Source organism: Enterobacter sp. MEB024, from assembly GCF_030209635.1.
In the GTDB taxonomy this organism is placed as follows: domain Bacteria; phylum Pseudomonadota; class Gammaproteobacteria; order Enterobacterales; family Enterobacteriaceae; genus Enterobacter; species Enterobacter ludwigii.
On the sequence record NZ_JARVRQ010000011.1, the window covers coordinates 1 to 18,993 of the forward strand.

Consider the following 18,993-nt stretch of genomic DNA (forward strand, 5'->3'; position numbering starts at 1 on the left):
GCCGATGGTAGTGTGGGGTCTCCCCATGTGAGAGTAGGGAACTGCCAGGCATCAATTAAAAGAACCCCGTACCGTATGGTGCGGGGTTTTTTGCTTTGGGTTTTTCCCGCCATCGGAGATGGCATCAGACTGCACACCACCACACCAGCCAACTACCCTTAGTCTTTATCCTATAACTTACCTTGCTAACAGAAAATGTGATCTTACTCTCAATGTTATTTATAACAAAATAATAACATTTGTTTTACAAGATCGTGAGTTCTCAGGACTCAGCATGCCCTTTTTATGGCAGGAGCATAATCACAATGACAGAAAGCATAACATCGAACGGGACGCTGGCTGCCAGTGATTCCCGTAGAAGGGTATGGGCAATCGTCAGTGCCTCTTCAGGGAACCTGGTGGAATGGTTCGACTTTTACGTCTACTCATTCTGTTCACTTTACTTCGCACATATCTTCTTCCCGTCCGGCAACACCACCACACAGCTTCTGCAAACGGCTGGCGTATTTGCTGCGGGCTTCTTAATGCGCCCCATTGGTGGATGGTTGTTTGGACGGATCGCAGACCGTCGAGGACGTAAGGCATCCATGCTGATTTCGGTCTGCATGATGTGCTTTGGCTCGCTGGTGATCGCCTGTCTTCCCGGTTATGACGCTATCGGGACATGGGCGCCGGCTCTTTTGCTACTGGCTCGTCTGTTCCAGGGACTTTCTGTTGGAGGAGAATACGGTACCAGCGCCACTTACATGAGTGAAATTGCCCTCGAGGGCCGGAAAGGATTTTACGCCTCTTTCCAGTACGTCACGCTTATTGGTGGCCAGCTTCTGGCCATTCTGGTGGTGGTTATTCTGCAGCAGGTCCTTACCGACAGCCAGCTTCATGAGTGGGGATGGCGAATTCCTTTCGCGATGGGCGCTGTACTGGCGGTCGTCGCACTCTGGTTGCGTCGTCAGTTGGATGAAACCTCGCAAAAAGAGGTCCGGGCGCTGAAGGAGGCGGGGTCGTTTAAAGGGCTGTGGCGTAACCGCAAAGCTTTCCTGATGGTTCTCGGGTTCACCGCGGGCGGTTCTCTCAGCTTTTACACCTTCACCACCTACATGCAAAAATATCTGGTGAACACCACGGGCATGCACGCCAACGTCGCCAGCGCTATCATGACCGCCGCGTTGTTCGTCTTTATGCTGATTCAGCCACTTATTGGCGCGCTCTCCGATAAAATAGGACGTCGTACGTCAATGCTGATTTTTGGCGGCATGTCCGCGTTATGTACTGTTCCCATTTTAACTGCGCTTCAGCACGTTTCCTCACCGTATGCCGCCTTTGGTCTGGTCATGCTGGCGATGGTCATTGTCAGTTTTTACACATCGATCAGTGGGATCCTGAAGGCTGAGATGTTCCCGGCACAGGTACGCGCTTTGGGGGTAGGGCTTTCTTATGCGGTCGCCAATGCGCTGTTCGGTGGCTCTGCGGAGTACGTCGCGCTGTCGCTTAAATCATGGGGAACGGAAACAACCTTCTTCTGGTACGTGACGGTGATGGGGGCACTGGCCTTTATTGTCTCCCTGATGTTGCATCGAAAGGGTAAAGGTATTCGTCTCTAATAGCGAGCCATCTGCCACACGGCATAGCCGGTCGTGGCACCGGCTACGTCCCAGGCAAAGTCTTTCCAGCTCCAGCCGCTCCCCGCGGGGCGGCTATCCCACAGTTCTTTTGAAGCCCCAAGGCTTACAGAGAACATCAGGCCGATTGCCGCACTACGATCCCGACTGTACCCCTGATGTTGTGCATACTCATTACCGGCAGCGGACAACATCGCGGAGGCGAGAAAGTGTTGCGCTTTATCCTGCCCGGACCAGCTATCGTTAGCCATGTGGCTACAGCCACTGAGAAAGAGAGCACTCAGCAAGAGAAGAATACGCATTAGCGGACTCCAAAAAAAAGCCCTGTCGCTGACAGGGCCTGGACATCACAGAATACGGCTGATAAGTCTGTCAATACGGATTCGACGCAGGCGACGAATAAGCTTGCGGACTTTCACCGGGTAATCGGCAATGCTCTGCAGTTCACGGTAATGCTGAACCACAGTGGTATGCGTGCGAATAAGCTCGAGCTCACGTTCACGACTGGTCGCTAACTCATGTTTCGGGTCATGGATCAGGATGGCATTTTCGAGATCCAGACGCCAGGCGCGAGGGTTCAGGTTATTGCCCGTAAGCAGCATCCATTCATCGTCGACCCACATCCCTTTCAGATGATAACTGTTGTCTTCATCTTTCCACAGACGCACGACCAGCTGGTCAGTGTTAACGTAATACTGTAAACGGCTCAGGAAACGGCGCAGGTTAATCTCATAGAGATAAGGGAGGGCACCGATAATCTTGAACGGTTGATCTTCAGGAATAAAGAAGTCGTTAGCCGTTTTGTCACCGACGATAATTTCAACTTTTTTACCATCACGCAGCAGCTGAATGATATTACGCACCAGCACGGCGGGAAGGTTGAAGTAAGGGGTGCAGATGATGAGTTTCTGCTCCGCACACGGCATCAGGTGGAAAATCGTTTTGTTCAGCAGGCTTGATTTGCCTAACCCCACCAGCGGTGTAACGGACAGCTCTTCGTTATTGGCATCGCCCTGGAAATGGTAGACCGCATCACGCAGTTCCTGGCGGAACGCGCGGATATCATTTTTAATTTCCGGGCTTTTAGGACGGTGTGGATCGTCAAGACGATTTACGCCGCGACCCTGTACTAAGTTCTTATCAACCCAATTAAACATGATATCCGCCATCTGCGGATTACGAACCAGATGGTAACGGTCATATCGATATTTATCGAGCTGATGAAGGTAAACATCATTCAGGCTCGCGCCGCTGTACAGCACGCTGTCATCAATGATGAACCCTTTGAAATGAAGGACGCCGAGCGCTTCTCGGGTATTTACAGGTACGCCGTAAACGGGCACATCGACGCCAGGATTTTCCTGCGCCGTGCGGCAATACCAGTCAGCATTGGTGTTTGAAGCAGCAGCGCCTATACGGCCACGCTGAGCGCGGTGCCAGTCGACCAGCACGCGAACATCCAGTTCCGGACGTTGACGCTTGGCTTCATAGAGCGCATTTAAGATCGCGCGCCCACCTTCATCTTGTTCAAGATACAGGGCCACAATGCAAATGCGACGCGTAGCGCCGGCAATCTTTTCCAGAAGCGTCTCCCGAAAATGGGCGGGAGCGTAAAAGAACTCTACATCATCAACTGACTGAGAAATCTTCGGTAGTTGAGCAAGGTGTTGTTGATGTTTATTACGCTTAAATTTTGACAACATCACAGTGCGTTTCTTCTCTGTTCATTGAAGGGTTGTCTGTACCATGCAAACAACATAAGCGGACAATGATACCACCAGTCCCGTCCAAAGTGGGTAACATTTCCAGTAGCTTACTCGGCTTTATCCGCTGATATCAGGCTCAGGGATAAGGCCACAATACCTTCGTCCAGCTGAATATCAACGTCAAATCCAAGTTTTCGCGCCAGGGTCACCATACCGCGATTGTTAGGCATAGTAATGCCATTGAGGCGTAACAATCCGTGATCTCGCGTATAACTGATGAGTTTTTCCAGCAGCCGTCGCCCCAGACCCAACCCTTTCAGATCGGAGCGCACCAGCACAGCAAACTCCGCATCAACATTATCCGGGTCGGAAATAGCACGCGTAACGCCGAGGATCTCATCGCCCTTATCGGAACGACGAACGGCGACAAATGCCATTTCTCGATCGTAGTCGATCTGGGTCATATTGGCTAAATCATCGTGGGTAAATTCGTTGATTTCGCTAAAATAGCGATAGTAAAGATCCTCTTTCGTTACCTGAGAGATGAACGTGCGCAGCTGCGGTTCATCTTCCGGCAGGATAGGGCGGAACAACGCGCGCTCCCCGTTTTTCATCTCCACCCACTCCTCCAGCTGCAGAGGATACGGGCGGATCGCAAGGCGGCTCTCTCTGTCACCCTCGAAAGGCGCGATATCCAGCGTGACGTCCAGAGCCGTAAACTCACTGCCGGAGGCGAGCAGCGGGTGGATGTCCAGCCGCTGGATCTCCGCGCAATCAACAATCAGGTTAGACACCTGCACCAGGAACTGACTCAACCCGGCAATATCAAGAGGGCGCAGCGCGCTTCGGCCCCGTATTTTTTTGCTTTTGATGGCCTGAATGATCAGATAGCGCGCCAGGTTCATGTTCAGTGGTGGCAAAGCCACGACCGCCTGCTCCTCAGGACGCCACTCGACGCCGCCTTCCCCCAGCATGATAAGCGGGCCAAAGACGGGATCGTATTCAACCACCACGCGCAGCTCCTGAGCGCCTGCGCGATTAGCCATGCTTTGCACCAGCAGCCCGTGGATCCGAGCCTGAGGCCAGGCCATTTTGACCCGGTCGAATATGGCATCAGCGGCTTGCTGTACCTCGGTCGCAGTCCGCAGGTATAACATCACTCCCTGGACATCAGACTTATGCGGGATATCCGGTGAGCGAAGCTTGAGGGCAACGGGATAGCCAATTTGTTCGGCAATATGCACGGCTTCGGCGCTGTCGCCGGCAATCCAGGTGGGCAGGGTTTGCATCCCGTAACTGCCCAGAATCGGCTGCACTTCGTGCGTATCAAGCGAGGTGGCTCCCTCTTCGATAGCCTGCTGTAAAAGCCGATGAACATCGGCGGTGTTCGCCGTCAGGTTACCCGGTAAAGCCGGGGTTTCACGGAGCTGCTTCTGGTTGCGGCGATACTCCACCATATGCATAAACGCTGTAATCGTGCCTTCCGGAGTGCGGTAGGTGGGTAGACCGGCTTCACTGAACAGGCGTCGTGCCTCCTGGGAAGAGAACTCACCGCACCAGTTGGTCAGCAGGGTGACATATTTTCCACGAGGATGGTTCCGGACGGCGTCAATCAGTGCGCGCGCGCTTTCACTCCCGGGAGCGACCGCGCTGGGGGAGTGAATAATCATCAGCGCGTCGAAATCCTGGCTATCCAGTAAAAGGGAGATCGCCCTGATATAGTGATCGCTACTGGCGTCATCGCGCAAATCGAGGGGATTGCCTGGGCTAACGCTTGCCGGCAGCGCCTCTTTCAGGCGTTGTAGCGTCTCCTCACCCAGGGTGGCCAGCTTGCCATTGCGCAGCCACAGTTCATCCAGTGCAAGTGCGGCAGGAGCCGCGCCATTACTGACAATCATTAACTTCTCACCGCGTAATGGACGCATATGGCTTAACGTCTCGACGGCGGAAAAAAGCTCGTGTGTATCCTGAACCCGTAGCAAACCTGCGCGTTGAATCGCGGCATCCCAGGCGGGATCCATGCCGGAATGCGACTGCAGCAGACGCTGGGCGGCGGGGCTACGCCCGCTTTTGATCACCAGAATCGGTTTGTTACGGGACGCGCTACGGGAAGCTGACACAAAACGACGGGCGTCGCTCAGGTGCTCAAGATAAAGAAGAATGGCGCTGGTTTTGCTGTCGCGAGCCAGAAAATCGAGCAGTTCATCAACGTCGATGTCCAGGCTGTCACCCAGAGCAATGAAGTAGGAAAACCCCATCTCACGCTGTTGCGCCCAGTCGAGGATCGTGTTCGATACCGCGGCCGATTGCGAAATGAAAGCGAGTTTGCCTTTGCGGATAGGGACCGGGGAGAAGCTGGCATTCAGCCCCTGCCACGGGGCGAGCAGGCCCAGACTGTTTGGCCCAAGAATGCGCATCTGGTAGCGACTGGCGCATGCCAGAAGCTCCGGCTGCTGTTCGGGCGGAGACGAGAGAATAATGCAGGTTTTACATCCTTTCCTGCCGAGCGACTCCAGCAGGGCTGGATTACGTTTCGCATTTGTACACAGGATGGCAAGGTCCGGTATGAAAGGCAGGCTCTGCACGTCCGGCCATGCCAGCACCCCTTGAACAGCCTTATAGGCAGGCGTCACAGGCATGACGGGGCCATTAAATCCGCCAGCCAGCAGGTTACGCATCATCAGATAGCCTGCGCGATCCGGTTTCATTGATGCACCGATAACGGCAATGGATTTAGGACGAAGTAGCGCTTCTAACCCTCGCTGGCTCATGCAGGCCTCCTGTGAATGCAAGCGACCTGATGATTCTAAACGTTTTCTGTCTCAGTTGCTGTGACGCTGCCCTTATGAACGGTTTTTCCTGCCAGGTAGCGTTCACGAAAGCGGGAGAAATGGCTCCCCAGCGCACCTGCCGCGACGGTATCTCCCGCTAAATCCAGAAGGGCAATCGCCACTTCAGCGGTACAGTACTGCCCGTCAGCATGCGCTTCTCGCAGGCGGTAGGCCGAGACGCGGGAAAGGTCGACCGAAATCACCGGCAATGAATCGAGATAAGGACTTTTGCGGAACATTTTTCGCGCTTCGGTCCAGGTTCCGTCTAGCATAATAAACAGCGGCGGTTTACCAGATGGCGGTGCCGAAAGCACCTGGCGATCTTCGCCAGCATACGAGGCCGGAAATACGACCATTGGCTGATAGTCCGGGTTTGCCACTAAGTCGAGCAGGGCTTGAGGCGGTTCCGTGCGTGACCACTGAAATGCCGCGGTATCCGGCAGAATGTCGGCAATAAGGCGTCCGGTATTGCTGGGTTTCATTGGTTCGGTATCGAACATGACCAGGCAAAAACGACTCTTCGCGGTGCTCGGCGCAAGGGTCTCGCACAGACAAACTTTTAGCGGCAGCAGACAACGCTGACAGCGGCGAACACGATTGCCGCGGGCAAGAAAAGGGCGAGTCGCGCGGGCCAGGCGTGCGGCGCGCAGTTGAAGAACAGCGTTATCAGTCATGGGCGAAGTGCAGGAAAAACCCTATTTTCGCAGAGGAAGGAACGGGGCACAAGATGCGCCCCGTTAATGTTACAGCGATTCGTTTAACCAGCTATCAAACGGTGCTTTAGGAACGGCACCGTTAAGCATGTCGATCACTTCACCATTTTTGAAAATCATGATGGTTGGGATGCTGCGAATGCGAAAGCGTGCGCTCAGCTCACGTTCTGCTTCGGTATTAACCTTAACAAAACGCATTTTGCCGCTGCGTTCTTCGGCAACATCCTCGAAGACAGGCGCGAAGCTACGGCACGGACCACACCACGGTGCCCAAAAATCGACAACCACCGGAAGATCGTCCTTGAGGAGTTTGTCCAGCGTAGCACCCGTAGCGTTGATAACATCGCCATCAAACAGTTCATGGCCACAACGCCCGCATTTCGCACCATCTTCAATCCGATCGTCCGGAATGCGATTAAGAGCCTGACAGTTGGCACATACGGTATTCATAACTAACCTCTGATAGAGCCGTGGGACAGCGGCAGAATGCCGATAATGTTTCTAATATGTTACATATTATCATTCAGCCTGTTTGAAACGACAATGCGTTTTATTCAATGAGAACAATAGTCACAGGCTTTTGTACGAATTTATGGCTATGAGCTTGCACATCGGGTAATCTGCGCGCTTCGCGCAGCGCTGGTGGAGAAAAGCATGAACGACGAAATGAAAAACAAAAGCGGCAAGGTCAAAGTGATGTATGTCCGCAGTGATGATGACTCTGATAAACGCACCCAAAATCCGCGTACCGGAAAAGGTGGCGGGCGTCCGGCGTCTTCTCGTGCAGACGGTGGCCGTCGCCCCGCCCGCGATGACAGAAATAACCGCGGTGATGACCGCAAACGTGATGACCGCAAGCGTGACGATCGCAAACGCGATGATTTCTCGCGCGAGGGTTCATCCCCCTGGCGTACCGTTTCTCGCGCCCCTGGTGATGAGGCGCCTGAAAAAGCCGATCACGGCGGTATCAGCGGGAAAAGCTTTATTGACCCGGAAGTGCTGCGCCGTCAGCGTGCAGAAGAGACCCGAGTCTATGGCGAGAACGCCTGCCAGGCGCTGTTCCAGAGCCGTCCTGAGTGCATCGTTCGCGCATGGTTTATCCAGAGCGTAACCCCGCGCTTTAAAGAAGCGCTGCGCTGGATGGCGGCAAACCGTAAAGCCTACCATGTGGTGGATGACGCTGAGCTGACGAAAGCATCAGGCACTGAACACCACGGTGGCGTGTGCTTCCTGATCAAAAAACGTAACGGGACTACCGTACAGCAGTGGGTTAGCCAGGCGGAAGCCGATGACTGCGTGCTGGCGCTTGAAGATGTGGGCAACCCGCATAATCTGGGTGCAATGATGCGTAGCTGCGCGCACTTTGGCGTGAAAGGCGTGCTGTTACAGGATGCCGCGCTGCTGGAATCGGGTGCCGCGATCCGTACCGCAGAGGGCGGAGCAGAGCATGTTCAGCCGATCACCGGCGACAGCGTTCTGGATGCTATTGAGCAGTTCCGTAATGCGGGATATGCCATCGTCACAACCTCCAGCCATGCCGCTACGCCGCTGTTTAAAGCAACACTGCCGCGTAAAATGGTGCTGGTGCTGGGTCAGGAGCGTGATGGCCTGTCGGATGCTGCGCTTTCCAGCGCGGATCTGAGCGTCTCTATCGACGGTACAGGCAATGTTGAAAGTCTGAACGTTTCCGTTGCGACTGGCGTACTGCTGGCGGAATGGTGGCGTCAGAATAAAGCATAACACTGTGCATCGGGTGTGCCCGCTAAAACGGGCACATTCGCTGCGTTACTCACTCTCAGCCGGTAACACTGGCATCCAGTCAATTGGCGTTTCGCCACGTTTTTCCAGCCACTCGTTCGCCAGAACAAAATGATTACAACCAAAGAAACCACGATGCGCTGACAGCGGTGACGGATGCGGTGCCTTCAGGACATGATGACGCTGCCTGTCGATAATCGCCCCTTTCTTCTGCGCGTGGGAACCCCACAGTAAAAACACCACCCCTTCACGATGCTGGTTGATAAGGCTGATGACTTTATCGGTAAAGGTTTCCCAGCCCAGGCTGGCGTGAGAATGTGCCTGACCGGCACGTACGGTGAGTACCGTATTCAGTAACAGCACGCCCTGGCGCGCCCAGCTTTCCAAATAACCATGAGTGGGCCGGGTAAACCCGGGCACGGTCTTTTCGAGTTCTTTGTACATGTTCAGAAGCGAAGGGGGGATAGCAACCCCAGGACGTACAGAGAAAGCAAGCCCGTGAGCCTGTCCCGGTCCGTGGTAAGGATCCTGACCGAGGATAACAACTTTTACATCGCTGAGTTCGGTATAGCGAAACGCGTTGAAAACATCCTTTTGTGGCGGATAAATCGTCTGGCCAGACTGCCGCTCTGCCGCAACGGTGCTGAGGGTGTTAATAAAATAGGGCTGCTGTTTCTCTTCTGCCAGCACATCGTGCCAGGTCAACGGTGTCGTCATCTCGCTCTCCTGCGAATCACATTCTGCGCCTAGCTTAACCGCTAAAACCCGGGGTGCAAAATCCCAGGCATAAAATCACCGTAAGTCATTCAATTTATTTTGAATAGATGCGAAAGGAGTTGAGCTGGTAAAGCAATGAAATTGATCTGGAACAATAAAATCAAACCACACTCTTTGTGTGGTTGGTGTTTTTGTTGATTTAAATCAATAAATGACCGGGGTGCGAGTGATATATATACACACAAGAAACAATGGTTTTACCAATTGGCCGCGCGAGGCCGACACCAGTTAATGTAACCTAAGGGAGGCAACACATGATTACAGGTATCCAGATTACTAAAGCTGCAAATGACGACCTGCTCAACTCTTTCTGGCTGCTGGACAGCGAGAAAAATGAAGCGCGCTGTGTAGTAGCGAAAGCGGGTTTTGCTGAAGATGAAATCGTTCCGGTGAACAAACTGGGCGAAATCGAATACCGTGAAATCCCAATGGAAGTAAAACCGGAAGTGCGCGTTGAAGGTGGTCAGCACCTGAACGTGAACGTGCTGCGTCGTGAAACGCTGGAAGATGCGGTTAAGCACCCGGAAAAATACCCACAGCTGACCATTCGTGTATCAGGTTATGCAGTACGTTTTAACTCTCTGACCCCGGAACAGCAGCGCGACGTTATTGCGCGTACCTTTACTGAAAGCCTGTAAGGTTTCAGTCTCGGGGGTGGAATAAAAAAGCCGGGGTTTTCCCCGGCTTTTTTTACTCTTCAGTTTTCGTCTCTGGTGCGGCAGAGCTTGGTTTACGGCGTTTACCAATATTCTTGGTATCGCGGTGGCGCTGCTTCACGCGCGGCTTCTCTTTTTCTTTCTCTTTTTTCTCAGCACGTTTTGCGAGCGCTTTTTTAGACGGTTTGCCCGTCATTTTTTCACTCGGTGCACGTGTGGTCGGGCGAAGCTCATCAATAACGCGTGCTTTCAGTGGCTCATCAACGTAGCGGCCAATTTTCTGCAGCAGCAGGTAGTCATGCGCTTCGACCAGAGAGATCGCGATACCTTTGCGTCCGGCACGGCCGGTACGGCCAATGCGGTGCAGATAGGTGTCGCCGCTGCGTGGCATATCGAAGTTAATGACGTGACTGACGTCCGGAATGTCGATCCCGCGTGCAGCAACGTCTGTTGCGACCAGCACGTTCACGCGACCATCAGTCAGACGTTTAATCCCTTCGGTACGCTTAACTTGCGCCATCTCGCCTTCGAGATAGCAGTTATTGATTCCGGCATTACGCAGCATTTCAGCCAGTTCATGCACACGCTCGCGCTTACGCACAAAGACGATGGTACGGGTGGCATCGTCCTGCTTCAGCAGGTGCTTAAGTAACTCAACCTTGTGTTCAAGGTTATCTGCACGGTAATACCACTGGTGGATCTTCTTGCGTTCGCGCGTGGACGGCGTCGCGGAAACTTCCACCGGATCTTCCAGCAGGCGCTCTGCGAAGTCTTTGATCGCGTCCCCTTCAAGGGTGGCAGAGAACAGCATCGTTTGGTTACGCCAGCGCGTCTCACCCGCGATATGTTCGATATCCTGCGCGAAGCCCATGTCCAGCATACGGTCAGCTTCGTCCAGAATCAGTGTTTCTACCGCGCGGCAGTCGAAGTTCTCTTCTTTAATGTACTGCAGCAGGCGACCGGTCGTCGCAACGACGATGTCCTGATTTTCGCTGAACACTTCGGCGTGGTTCATATACGCAACGCCGCCAGTGATCGTGGCGATATCCAGATGGGTATTGGCCGCCAGCTCGCGGGCGTGATCGGCAACCTGCATCGCCAGCTCGCGCGTCGGCGTCAGGATCAAAATACGCGGCGGGCCTGATTTTTTACGTGGAAAATCGAGCAGATGCTGCAACACAGGCAGCAAGTAAGCTGCTGTCTTCCCCGTGCCGGTTGGCGCAGAACCGAGCACATCGCGGCCCTCAAGCGCAGGCGGAATGGCCGCTGCCTGAATGGCGGTCGGGCGTGTAAAGCCTTTGCTCTCAAGTGCATTGAGCAGGCTTTCATCGAGTTCAAGTTCGGAAAAAGTCGTTACAGTCATGTTCTACCTCTGTGTGGGGCGCTGATTATAGACGTTACGGCTGTAATCTTCATCTGTTTGTATGGATATCGCTTTGCGGCCACTTCGCTTTCCCCTATGCTACTCCAGTTTCACTTAGAAGGTTGCCCTGACATGTCTCAACTCAAAGCGCAGTTGCGCCGCGATGGTTTTACGTTTAAACAATTTTTTGTCGCTCACGATCGCTGTGCCATGAAAGTCGGTACAGACGGTATTTTACTGGGTGCCTGGGCACCTGTCGCAGGTGTAAAGCGTATTCTGGATATTGGGACGGGCAGCGGACTGTTGGCGCTGATGCTGGCGCAACGTACCGAAGCGCATGTCACCATAGATGCGGTGGAGCTGGATGCGCAGGCGGCGGAGCAGGCGAGTGAAAATGCGGCTGAATCTCCGTGGGCCGCCCGGATTAACGTTGAATGTGCAGATGTGCTCGACTGGACGCCGGAGCAAACCGCGCGTTACGACCTGATTGTCAGCAATCCTCCCTACTACGCGCCCGGTGTTGAGTGCGGAACGCCTGAGCGTGAACAGGCCCGTTATTCCGGCTCTCTCGACCATAAGGCGCTGCTGATCAGTGCCGCAGAGCTTATTTCAGAAGAAGGGTTTTTCTGCGTGGTTCTGCCAGAAAGCACAGGCAATGCGTTTATTGGCATAGCGCAAGAGATTGGCTGGAAATTACGTTTACGCACCGATATTGCGGATACCGAAGGGCGATTGCCGCACCGCGTGCTGCTGGCGCTCTCACCCAAAGAAGGTGAATGCTTTAACGACCGAATGGTGATCCGTGGGCCAGACCAGCGTTATTCCGAAGATTACACCGCCCTGACCCAGGCGTTTTATCTGTTTATGTGAACCTGCGGGGAGAGGATCGACGGCCCGGACTCGGCCAGCTGATCGGGGTAGTCGAGGGTATAGTGCAAACCGCGGCTCTCTTTGCGCATCATCGCGCAGCGAACAATCAATTCGGCAACCTGAACCAGATTGCGCAGCTCCAGCAGATTATTGGATACGCGGAAATTGGCATAATATTCATCGATTTCCTGCTGCAGCATCGTGATACGGCGTAATGCGCGTTCAAGACGTTTCGTGGTCCGCACAATCCCGACGTAGTCCCACATAAACAGCCGCAGTTCGTGCCAGTTATGCTGAATAACGACCAGCTCATCCGGGTTCTCCACGCGGCTTTCATCCCATGCAGGCAGGTTTTCAGTCTGACGGGCGTAAGGCATGCGCTTCGTGATATCTTCCGCGGCAGACCAGCCGTAAACCAGACACTCCAGCAGTGAGTTCGACGCCATCCGGTTCGCGCCATGAAGCCCGGTATAACTTACTTCACCGATAGCATACAGGCCATCCACATCGGTGCGACCATGATCGTCAACCATTACGCCCCCGCAGGTATAGTGGGCGGCAGGCACGATGGGCACCGAATCGCGGGTTAAATCAATCCCCAGACCCAGCAGCTTTTCGTAGATCATCGGGAAATGCTGGCGGATAAACTCTGCCGGCTTATGGCTGATGTCCAGATACATGCAGTCCACGCCAAGACGCTTCATTTCATGGTCGATGGCGCGGGCAACGATATCGCGCGGTGCCAGCTCGCCCCTGGGGTCAAAGTCCGGCATAAAGCGGGAGCCGTCAGGACGTTTCAGGTATGCGCCTTCACCGCGCAGGGCTTCCGTCAGCAGGAAATTACGCGCCTGAGGATGGAACAGGGCGGTCGGGTGAAACTGGTTGAATTCAAGGTTTGCCACGCGACAACCGGCGCGCCAGGCCATGGCGATGCCGTCTCCGGAGGCAATATCGGGGTTGGTGGTATACTGATACACTTTGGATGCACCGCCAGTCGCCAGCACCACGGCCTTCGCCTGACAGGTCTCAACCTTCTCTTTATTGCGATTCCAGACCCAGGCACCCACGACACGACGCGTACCCGGAAGGCCAATCTTGTCGGAAATAATCAGGTCAACGGCATTGCTGCGCTCAAGGACCCGAATGTTAGGATGGCTGAGGGCTTTACTGACCAGCGTGGTTTCGACTTCTTTACCGGTAGCGTCTGCGGCATGCAGGATACGGCGGTGGCTATGCCCGCCTTCGCGGGTCAGGTGGTAACTCTCTTCACCGTTTGGCTGCACCTGTGTATCAAATAATACGCCCTGATCGATTAACCACTGCACGCAATGACGGGCATTACTGGCCACAAACTCTGCGGCATGCGCATCCACGATCCCGGCCCCGGCAATCAGCGTATCGTCGACATGCGACGCAATGCTGTCTGTCTCATCAAACACGGCGGCAATACCGCCCTGGGCATAAAACGTAGAACCTTCACTTATCGGCCCTTTGCTCAGAACGATAACGCTCTGATGTTCGGCCAGACGCAGTGCCAGGGAGAGACCGGCAGCGCCGCTACCGATGATCAGTACATCACAATGCAGTTCAGGTGTTGTGTTCATGATTTTTGTTTAATTTACTAAACAGTGTTTGGTCAGAATAGCATCCGAATGCGAGATATCGCACGTTTTTTTTGATGTGAGTTGTAACCGCTAAACTCGAGGCGGAGGATTAAAACCACGTAAAAGAAAGAAAATATTTTGCGAAGCAGATCGTTAGCGTCAGATTTTGTGGTGAAATAAAGACTGGGTTGCGTTACTCTTCTGGCGGGAAAAGAGATGTTTCTTGTCATAAAGTGGTGCGTATCGTGAACAGACTTATAATGAGAGAAAATGAACAGTCTGCGGCGCGATGAACAAAAACAAAGGCGTTACGGAACTTATTGAAGATCAGACACTCTAATTCGGTGCTTGCTCAAAGTGCGGTTTTTTAAGAGTGGCGTTTCGATAACGCGTGGAATTTAGGTTTGGGGAGACATTACCTCGGATGAGCGAGCAGTTAACGGACCAGGTCCTGGTTGAACGGGTCCAGAAGGGAGATCAGAAAGCCTTTAACTTACTGGTGGTGCGCTACCAGCATAAGGTGGCGAGCCTGGTTTCCCGCTATGTACCGTCAGGCGATGTGCCTGATGTAGTACAAGAGTCTTTTATTAAGGCCTATCGCGCGCTGGATTCATTCCGGGGAGATAGTGCTTTTTATACCTGGCTGTACCGTATTGCGGTCAATACGGCAAAGAATTATCTGGTCGCTCAGGGCCGCCGTCCGCCTTCAAGTGATGTGGACGCAATCGACGCCGAAAACTTCGAAAGTGGCGGTGCGCTGAAAGAAATTTCGAACCCTGAGAACTTAATGTTGTCAGAAGAACTGAGACAAATCGTTTTTCGCACGATCGAGTCGCTCCCGGAAGATTTACGCATGGCAATTACGTTACGGGAGTTGGATGGTCTGAGCTATGAAGAGATAGCCGCCATCATGGATTGTCCGGTCGGCACGGTACGTTCACGTATTTTCCGTGCGCGAGAAGCAATTGATAATAAAGTTCAACCGCTTATCAGGCGTTGACGATAGCGGGATACTGGAAAAGGTATTAGGCATGCAGAAAGAAAAACTTTCCGCTTTAATGGATGGTGAAACGCTGGATAGTGAGCTGCTCAACGAGCTGTCTCATTCTCCCGAAATGCAAGAGACCTGGGAGAGTTACCATCTCATCCGTGACACCCTTCGCGGTGACACCGGCGAGGTTCTCCATTTCGATATCTCAGCTCGCGTGATGGCGGCCATTGAAAATGAGCCTGTCCGTCAGACCACTCCGCTGATTCCTGAAGCTCAACCTGCGCCTCACCAGTGGCAGAAAATGCCGTTCTGGCACAAGGTGCGTCCGTGGGCCAGCCAGCTCACCCAAATGGGTGTGGCTGCATGCGTATCGCTTGCAGTTATCGTTGGCGTCCAGCACTATAATACTCAGTCTGAAACTAATCAGCAGCCAGAAGCGCCAGTGTTCAACACACTGCCGATGATGGGCAAAGCCAGCCCGGTAAGTTTGGGTGTTCCGGCTGATGCATCCGCCAGCGGCGGCCAGCAACAGCAGGTTCAGGAGCAACGCCGTCGCATTAATGCGATGTTGCAGGATTACGAGTTGCAGCGTCGTCTGCACTCTGAACAGCTTCAGTTTGAGCAGGCACAAACCCAGCAAGCGGCTGTGCAGGTGCCCGGAAACCAAACTTTAGGAACGCAATCGCAGTAATGAAGCAACTTTGGTTCGCCATGTCTCTGATGGCGGGTAGCCTGTTCTTCTCTGCCAACGCCTCGGCTGATGTTTCATCCGGGGCGTTGTTGCAGCAAATGAATCTGGCCAGCCAGTCACTCAATTACGAGTTGGCATTTATCAGTATCAATAAGCAGGGCGTCGAGTCGTTACGATACCGCCATGCCCGTCTTGATAACCAGCCGCTCGCCCAGCTTTTACAGATGGATGGCCCGCGTCGGGAAGTTGTCCAGCGTGGTAACGAAATCAGTTATTTCGAACCCGGTCTGGAGCCTTTCACGCTGAATGGCGATTATATCGTCGATTCTCTGCCATCGCTTATCTACACCGACTTCAAACGTCTTGCGCCTTACTATGATTTCATTTCAGTAGGGCGTACGCGCATTGCGGACAGACTGTGTGAGGTGATCCGCGTTGTTGCCCGTGACGGAACGCGCTACAGCTATATCGTCTGGATTGACGCCGAAACCAAGCTGCCAATGCGTGTAGACCTGCTTGACCGTGATGGTGAAACGCTGGAGCAGTTCCGCGTTATCTCCTTTAGCGTGAACAATCAGGTGGGTAATAGCATGCAGAATCTGGCGAAAGCCAGCCTGCCGCCGCTGCTTTCGGTACCGGCGGGTGATTCCGTCAACTTCAACTGGGTTCCTTCCTGGATCCCGCAAGGGTTTAGCGAAGTCTCCAGCAGCCGTCGACAATTGCCAACCATTGAAACACCGGTTGAATCGCGTCTTTATTCCGATGGTTTGTTCAGTTTCTCGGTGAACATAAACCGCGCATCGGCAAACAGTTCTGAACAAATGCTTCGTACCGGACGCAGGACGGTCAGCACCACGGTTCGCGATAACGCAGAGATCACCATTGTGGGTGAATTACCGCCACAAACGGCGAAGCGTATTTCCGACAGCATTAAATTCAGGGCTGCACAATGATTAAAGAGTGGGCTACGGTCGTATCGTGGCAGAATGGCATTGCGCTGGTGAGCTGTGATGTTAAGGCCTCATGCAATAGCTGTGCTTCCAGAGCCGGTTGCGGTAGCCGCGTGCTGAACAAGCTCGGGCCGCAAACCTCACATACCATTTCCGTGCCAAGCGATCGGCCGCTGATGGTGGGGCAAAAGGTGGAGCTGGGAATTGCAGAAGGTAGCCTGCTCACGTCCGCCATGCTGGTTTATCTCTCTCCGCTGGTGGGGCTGTTTGTTATGGGCGGCGTATTCCAGATGCTGTTTGGTACCGATGTGGCCGCCATGTGTGGTGCGGCATTGGGCGGCGTAGGGGGATTCTGGCTGGCTAAAGCTCTCTCCCCGAAGCTTGCCGCACGCGAAGAGTGGCAGCCTGTTATTCTCAGCGTTGGGCTGGCACCCGACCAGCTTCGTGTTGAGACGCTCTCTTCTGAGGCCCGGTGATCCATCGGGCTTTGTCCTTTTTTACGTCCTAAAACAGAAAACGTCATTTCTTCACGCTATACCTGGCGCTAAGTACATTTCCAGGTAACGGGGATGTAGTGTAGAATGCGGCGTTTTCGCACTGAAAAACGTCAGGCTAAGAACAGCGGCCTCCAGGAATTCGTAAGGCATAATTATTTAACTATATGAAGAACATACGTAACTTTTCGATCATTGCTCACATTGACCACGGTAAGTCGACGCTGTCTGACCGTATTATCCAGATTTGCGGTGGCCTGTCTGATCGTGAAATGGAAGCCCAGGTTCTGGACTCCATGGACCTGGAACGCGAACGCGGTATCACCATCAAAGCGCAGAGCGTTACGCTTGATTACAAAGCGGCTGATGGCGAAATCTACCAGCTGAACTTTATCGACACCCCAGGCCACGTTGACTTCTCCTATGAAGTTTCACGCTCGCTGGCGGCCTGTGAAGGCGCGCTGCTGGTTGTGGATGCCGGGCAGGGCGTTGAAGCCCAGACTCTGGCAAACTGCTACACCGCGATGGAAATGGATCTCGAGGTTGTGCCGGTTCTGAACAAAATTGACCTGCCAGCTGCCGATCCTGAGCGCGTAGCGGAAGAGATTGAAGATATTGTCGGCATCGACGCGACCGATGCGGTGCGCTGCTCCGCTAAAACGGGCGTGGGCGTGACCGACGTGCTGGAACGCCTGGTACGTGATATCCCGGCACCAGAAGGTGACCCGGATGCCCCGCTGCAGGCGCTGATCATCGACTCCTGGTTTGATAACTACCTGGGCGTTGTCTCACTGGTGCGTATTAAAAACGGCACCATGCGTAAAGGCGACAAAATCAAGGTAATGAGTACTGGTCAGGTTTACAACGCTGACCGTCTGGGTATCTTCACGCCAAAACAGGTTGACCGTACCGAGCTGAAATGTGGCGAAGTAGGCTGGCTGGTCTGCGCCATTAAAGACATCCTCGGCGCGCCAGTGGGCGATACCCTGACCGGTGCACGTAACCCGGCAGACAAAGCGCTGCCAGGCTTTAAAAAGGTTAAACCGCAGGTTTACGCGGGTTTGTTCCCGGTCAGCTCTGACGACTATGAAAACTTCCGTGATGCGCTCGGCAAGCTGAGCCTCAACGATGCTTCCCTGTTCTATGAACCAGAAAGCTCCACGGCGCTGGGCTTCGGCTTCCGCTGCGGCTTCCTTGGTCTGCTGCACATGGAGATCATCCAGGAGCGTCTGGAGCGTGAATACGATCTGGATCTGATCACTACAGCACCGACCGTTGTGTACGAAGTGCAGACCACCAACAAAGAGATCGTCTACGTCGATAGCCCGTCCAAGCTGCCACCGCTGAACAATATCGAAGAACTGCGCGAGCCCATTGCAGAGTGTCATATGCTGCTGCCGCAGGAGTTCCTGGGTAACGTTATTACGCTGTGTATTGAGAAACGTGGCGTACAGACCAACATGGTTTACCACGGTAATCAGGTTGCGCTGACGTACGAAATCCCTATGGCGGAAGTGGTCCTCGACTTCTTCGATCGTCTGAAGTCTACCTCTCGTGGCTATGCGTCACTGGATTACAACTTCAAACGCTTCCAGGCGTCTAATATGGTGCGTGTGGACGTGCTGATCAACGGCGAGCGTGTGGATGCGCTGGCACTCATCACTCACAACGACAATGCGCCATACCGTGGCCGTGAGCTGGTTGAGAAGATGAAAGAGCTGATCCCGCGTCAGCAGTTTGATATCGCGATTCAGGCCGCCATCGGTAACCACATTATTGCCCGTTCTACTGTGAAACAGCTGCGTAAAAACGTTCTGGCGAAATGCTACGGCGGTGACGTCAGCCGTAAGAAAAAGCTGCTGCAGAAACAGAAAGAAGGTAAGAAGCGTATGAAGCAGGTCGGTAACGTCGAACTGCCGCAGGAAGCATTCCTTGCCATCCTTCATGTTGGTAAAGACGGCAAATAACCC

17 protein-coding genes are annotated in these 18,993 nt (G+C 53.7%); 9 read left to right on the forward strand and 8 right to left on the reverse strand.

Annotated elements, in window-relative coordinates; genetic code table 11:
* The first annotated feature begins 305 nt into the window (after positions 1 to 305).
* A complete protein-coding gene (locus QRN24_RS16950; RefSeq protein ID WP_025203439.1) occupies positions 306 to 1,601 on the forward strand; it encodes an MFS transporter in 1,296 nt (431 codons plus the stop codon).
* Here the strand turns inward: QRN24_RS16950 and QRN24_RS16955 are convergent.
* From QRN24_RS16955 to trxC, 5 genes are all read right to left on the reverse strand, one after another.
* Complete coding sequence (locus tag QRN24_RS16955; RefSeq protein ID WP_014171230.1) at positions 1,598 to 1,921, reverse strand: YfiM family lipoprotein; 324 nt, start codon at positions 1,919 to 1,921, stop codon at positions 1,598 to 1,600. The two genes, QRN24_RS16950 and QRN24_RS16955, sit on opposite strands and share 4 nt — an antisense overlap.
* Positions 1,922 to 1,966: 45 nt before the next feature.
* On the reverse strand, positions 1,967 to 3,322 hold the full coding sequence (gene pssA, locus QRN24_RS16960) for a CDP-diacylglycerol--serine O-phosphatidyltransferase (protein WP_020882993.1): 1,356 nt from the start codon (positions 3,320 to 3,322) through the stop codon (positions 1,967 to 1,969).
* Positions 3,323 to 3,432: 110 nt separating this feature from the next.
* Entirely contained in the window at positions 3,433 to 6,096 is a 2,664-nt protein-coding gene (locus QRN24_RS16970; protein WP_025203442.1) for a bifunctional acetate--CoA ligase family protein/GNAT family N-acetyltransferase, read from the reverse strand.
* Positions 6,097 to 6,131: 35 nt separating this feature from the next.
* Positions 6,132 to 6,830 carry a tRNA-uridine aminocarboxypropyltransferase gene (gene tapT / locus QRN24_RS16975; protein ID WP_020882995.1) on the reverse strand — a complete coding sequence of 233 codons (699 nt, stop codon included), beginning with the start codon at positions 6,828 to 6,830 and terminating at the stop codon, positions 6,132 to 6,134.
* A gap of 69 nt (positions 6,831 to 6,899) precedes the next feature.
* Positions 6,900 to 7,319: a thioredoxin TrxC gene (gene trxC / locus QRN24_RS16980; protein WP_014171226.1), complete on the reverse strand. Its 420-nt coding sequence runs from the start codon at positions 7,317 to 7,319 to the stop codon at positions 6,900 to 6,902.
* Between the two features lie 204 nt (positions 7,320 to 7,523).
* Here trxC and QRN24_RS16985 point away from each other — a divergent pair, with 204 nt between their 5' ends.
* The gene (locus QRN24_RS16985; RefSeq protein ID WP_025203443.1) at positions 7,524 to 8,609 is read left to right on the forward strand and encodes a tRNA/rRNA methyltransferase; all 1,086 of its coding nucleotides are present in this window, start codon (positions 7,524 to 7,526) and stop codon (positions 8,607 to 8,609) included.
* 45 nt (positions 8,610 to 8,654) lie between these two features.
* On the opposite strand, the gene ung is transcribed toward QRN24_RS16985, so the two are convergent.
* Positions 8,655 to 9,344, reverse strand: a complete 690-nt coding sequence (ung, locus tag QRN24_RS16990) for a uracil-DNA glycosylase (protein ID WP_073396262.1) — start codon at positions 9,342 to 9,344, stop codon at positions 8,655 to 8,657.
* A 314-nt stretch (positions 9,345 to 9,658) separates the two neighbouring features.
* Between ung and grcA the strand changes: the two genes are divergently transcribed.
* Positions 9,659 to 10,042 carry an autonomous glycyl radical cofactor GrcA gene (grcA, locus tag QRN24_RS16995; protein WP_013098327.1) on the forward strand — a complete coding sequence of 128 codons (384 nt, stop codon included), beginning with the start codon at positions 9,659 to 9,661 and terminating at the stop codon, positions 10,040 to 10,042.
* 52 nt (positions 10,043 to 10,094) lie between these two features.
* Here grcA and srmB read toward each other — a convergent pair whose 3' ends face one another.
* Complete coding sequence (srmB, locus tag QRN24_RS17000; RefSeq protein ID WP_020882998.1) at positions 10,095 to 11,423, reverse strand: ATP-dependent RNA helicase SrmB; 1,329 nt, start codon at positions 11,421 to 11,423, stop codon at positions 10,095 to 10,097.
* Between the two features lie 132 nt (positions 11,424 to 11,555).
* On the opposite strand from srmB, the gene trmN reads away from it, so the two are divergent.
* Positions 11,556 to 12,293, forward strand: coding sequence for a tRNA(1)(Val) (adenine(37)-N(6))-methyltransferase TrmN (gene trmN / locus QRN24_RS17005; protein WP_284942897.1), 738 nt, complete (start codon positions 11,556 to 11,558; stop codon positions 12,291 to 12,293).
* Here trmN and nadB read toward each other — a convergent pair.
* The gene (gene nadB, locus QRN24_RS17010) at positions 12,278 to 13,897 is read right to left on the reverse strand and encodes an L-aspartate oxidase (RefSeq protein WP_020883000.1); all 1,620 of its coding nucleotides are present in this window, start codon (positions 13,895 to 13,897) and stop codon (positions 12,278 to 12,280) included. The genes trmN and nadB overlap by 16 nt on opposite strands.
* 424 nt (positions 13,898 to 14,321) lie before the next feature.
* Here nadB and rpoE point away from each other — a divergent pair, with 424 nt between their 5' ends.
* The 5 genes from rpoE to lepA all read left to right on the forward strand — a co-directional run bounded on the left by rpoE (position 14,322) and on the right by lepA (position 18,990).
* Positions 14,322 to 14,897, forward strand: a complete 576-nt coding sequence (gene rpoE / locus QRN24_RS17015; protein ID WP_006176728.1) for an RNA polymerase sigma factor RpoE — start codon at positions 14,322 to 14,324, stop codon at positions 14,895 to 14,897.
* Between the two features lie 31 nt (positions 14,898 to 14,928).
* Positions 14,929 to 15,579, forward strand: coding sequence for an anti-sigma-E factor RseA (gene rseA / locus QRN24_RS17020; protein ID WP_025203448.1), 651 nt, complete (start codon positions 14,929 to 14,931; stop codon positions 15,577 to 15,579).
* Positions 15,579 to 16,532, forward strand: a complete 954-nt coding sequence (gene rseB, locus QRN24_RS17025; RefSeq protein ID WP_014171218.1) for a sigma-E factor regulatory protein RseB — start codon at positions 15,579 to 15,581, stop codon at positions 16,530 to 16,532. The genes rseA and rseB overlap by 1 nt, the downstream gene beginning before the upstream one ends.
* Positions 16,529 to 17,005, forward strand: a complete 477-nt coding sequence (gene rseC, locus QRN24_RS17030) for a SoxR-reducing system protein RseC (RefSeq protein ID WP_014171217.1) — start codon at positions 16,529 to 16,531, stop codon at positions 17,003 to 17,005. Before rseB ends, rseC begins: the two co-directional genes overlap by 4 nt.
* 185 nt (positions 17,006 to 17,190) lie before the next feature.
* Positions 17,191 to 18,990 carry a translation elongation factor 4 gene (lepA, locus tag QRN24_RS17035; RefSeq protein ID WP_014171216.1) on the forward strand — a complete coding sequence of 600 codons (1,800 nt, stop codon included), beginning with the start codon at positions 17,191 to 17,193 and terminating at the stop codon, positions 18,988 to 18,990.
* Positions 18,991 to 18,993: the final 3 nt, after the last annotated feature.

Coding starts and splice junctions, on each gene's coding strand:
- pssA (WP_020882993.1), bottom strand. CDS start 3,322: ATGTTGTCAAAATTTAAGCGTAATAAACATCAACAACACCTTGCTCAA.
- rseC (WP_014171217.1), top strand. CDS start 16,529: ATGATTAAAGAGTGGGCTACGGTCGTATCGTGGCAGAATGGCATTGCG.
- rseB (WP_014171218.1), top strand. CDS start 15,579: ATGAAGCAACTTTGGTTCGCCATGTCTCTGATGGCGGGTAGCCTGTTC.
- rpoE (WP_006176728.1), top strand. CDS start 14,322: ATGAGCGAGCAGTTAACGGACCAGGTCCTGGTTGAACGGGTCCAGAAG.
- tapT (WP_020882995.1), bottom strand. CDS start 6,830: ATGACTGATAACGCTGTTCTTCAACTGCGCGCCGCACGCCTGGCCCGC.
- trxC (WP_014171226.1), bottom strand. CDS start 7,319: ATGAATACCGTATGTGCCAACTGTCAGGCTCTTAATCGCATTCCGGAC.
- ung (WP_073396262.1), bottom strand. CDS start 9,344: ATGACGACACCGTTGACCTGGCACGATGTGCTGGCAGAAGAGAAACAG.
- grcA (WP_013098327.1), top strand. CDS start 9,659: ATGATTACAGGTATCCAGATTACTAAAGCTGCAAATGACGACCTGCTC.
- srmB (WP_020882998.1), bottom strand. CDS start 11,423: ATGACTGTAACGACTTTTTCCGAACTTGAACTCGATGAAAGCCTGCTC.
- QRN24_RS16950 (WP_025203439.1), top strand. CDS start 306: ATGACAGAAAGCATAACATCGAACGGGACGCTGGCTGCCAGTGATTCC.
- rseA (WP_025203448.1), top strand. CDS start 14,929: ATGCAGAAAGAAAAACTTTCCGCTTTAATGGATGGTGAAACGCTGGAT.
- nadB (WP_020883000.1), bottom strand. CDS start 13,897: ATGAACACAACACCTGAACTGCATTGTGATGTACTGATCATCGGTAGC.
- lepA (WP_014171216.1), top strand. CDS start 17,191: ATGAAGAACATACGTAACTTTTCGATCATTGCTCACATTGACCACGGT.
- QRN24_RS16970 (WP_025203442.1), bottom strand. CDS start 6,096: ATGAGCCAGCGAGGGTTAGAAGCGCTACTTCGTCCTAAATCCATTGCC.
- QRN24_RS16985 (WP_025203443.1), top strand. CDS start 7,524: ATGAACGACGAAATGAAAAACAAAAGCGGCAAGGTCAAAGTGATGTAT.
- QRN24_RS16955 (WP_014171230.1), bottom strand. CDS start 1,921: ATGCGTATTCTTCTCTTGCTGAGTGCTCTCTTTCTCAGTGGCTGTAGC.
- trmN (WP_284942897.1), top strand. CDS start 11,556: ATGTCTCAACTCAAAGCGCAGTTGCGCCGCGATGGTTTTACGTTTAAA.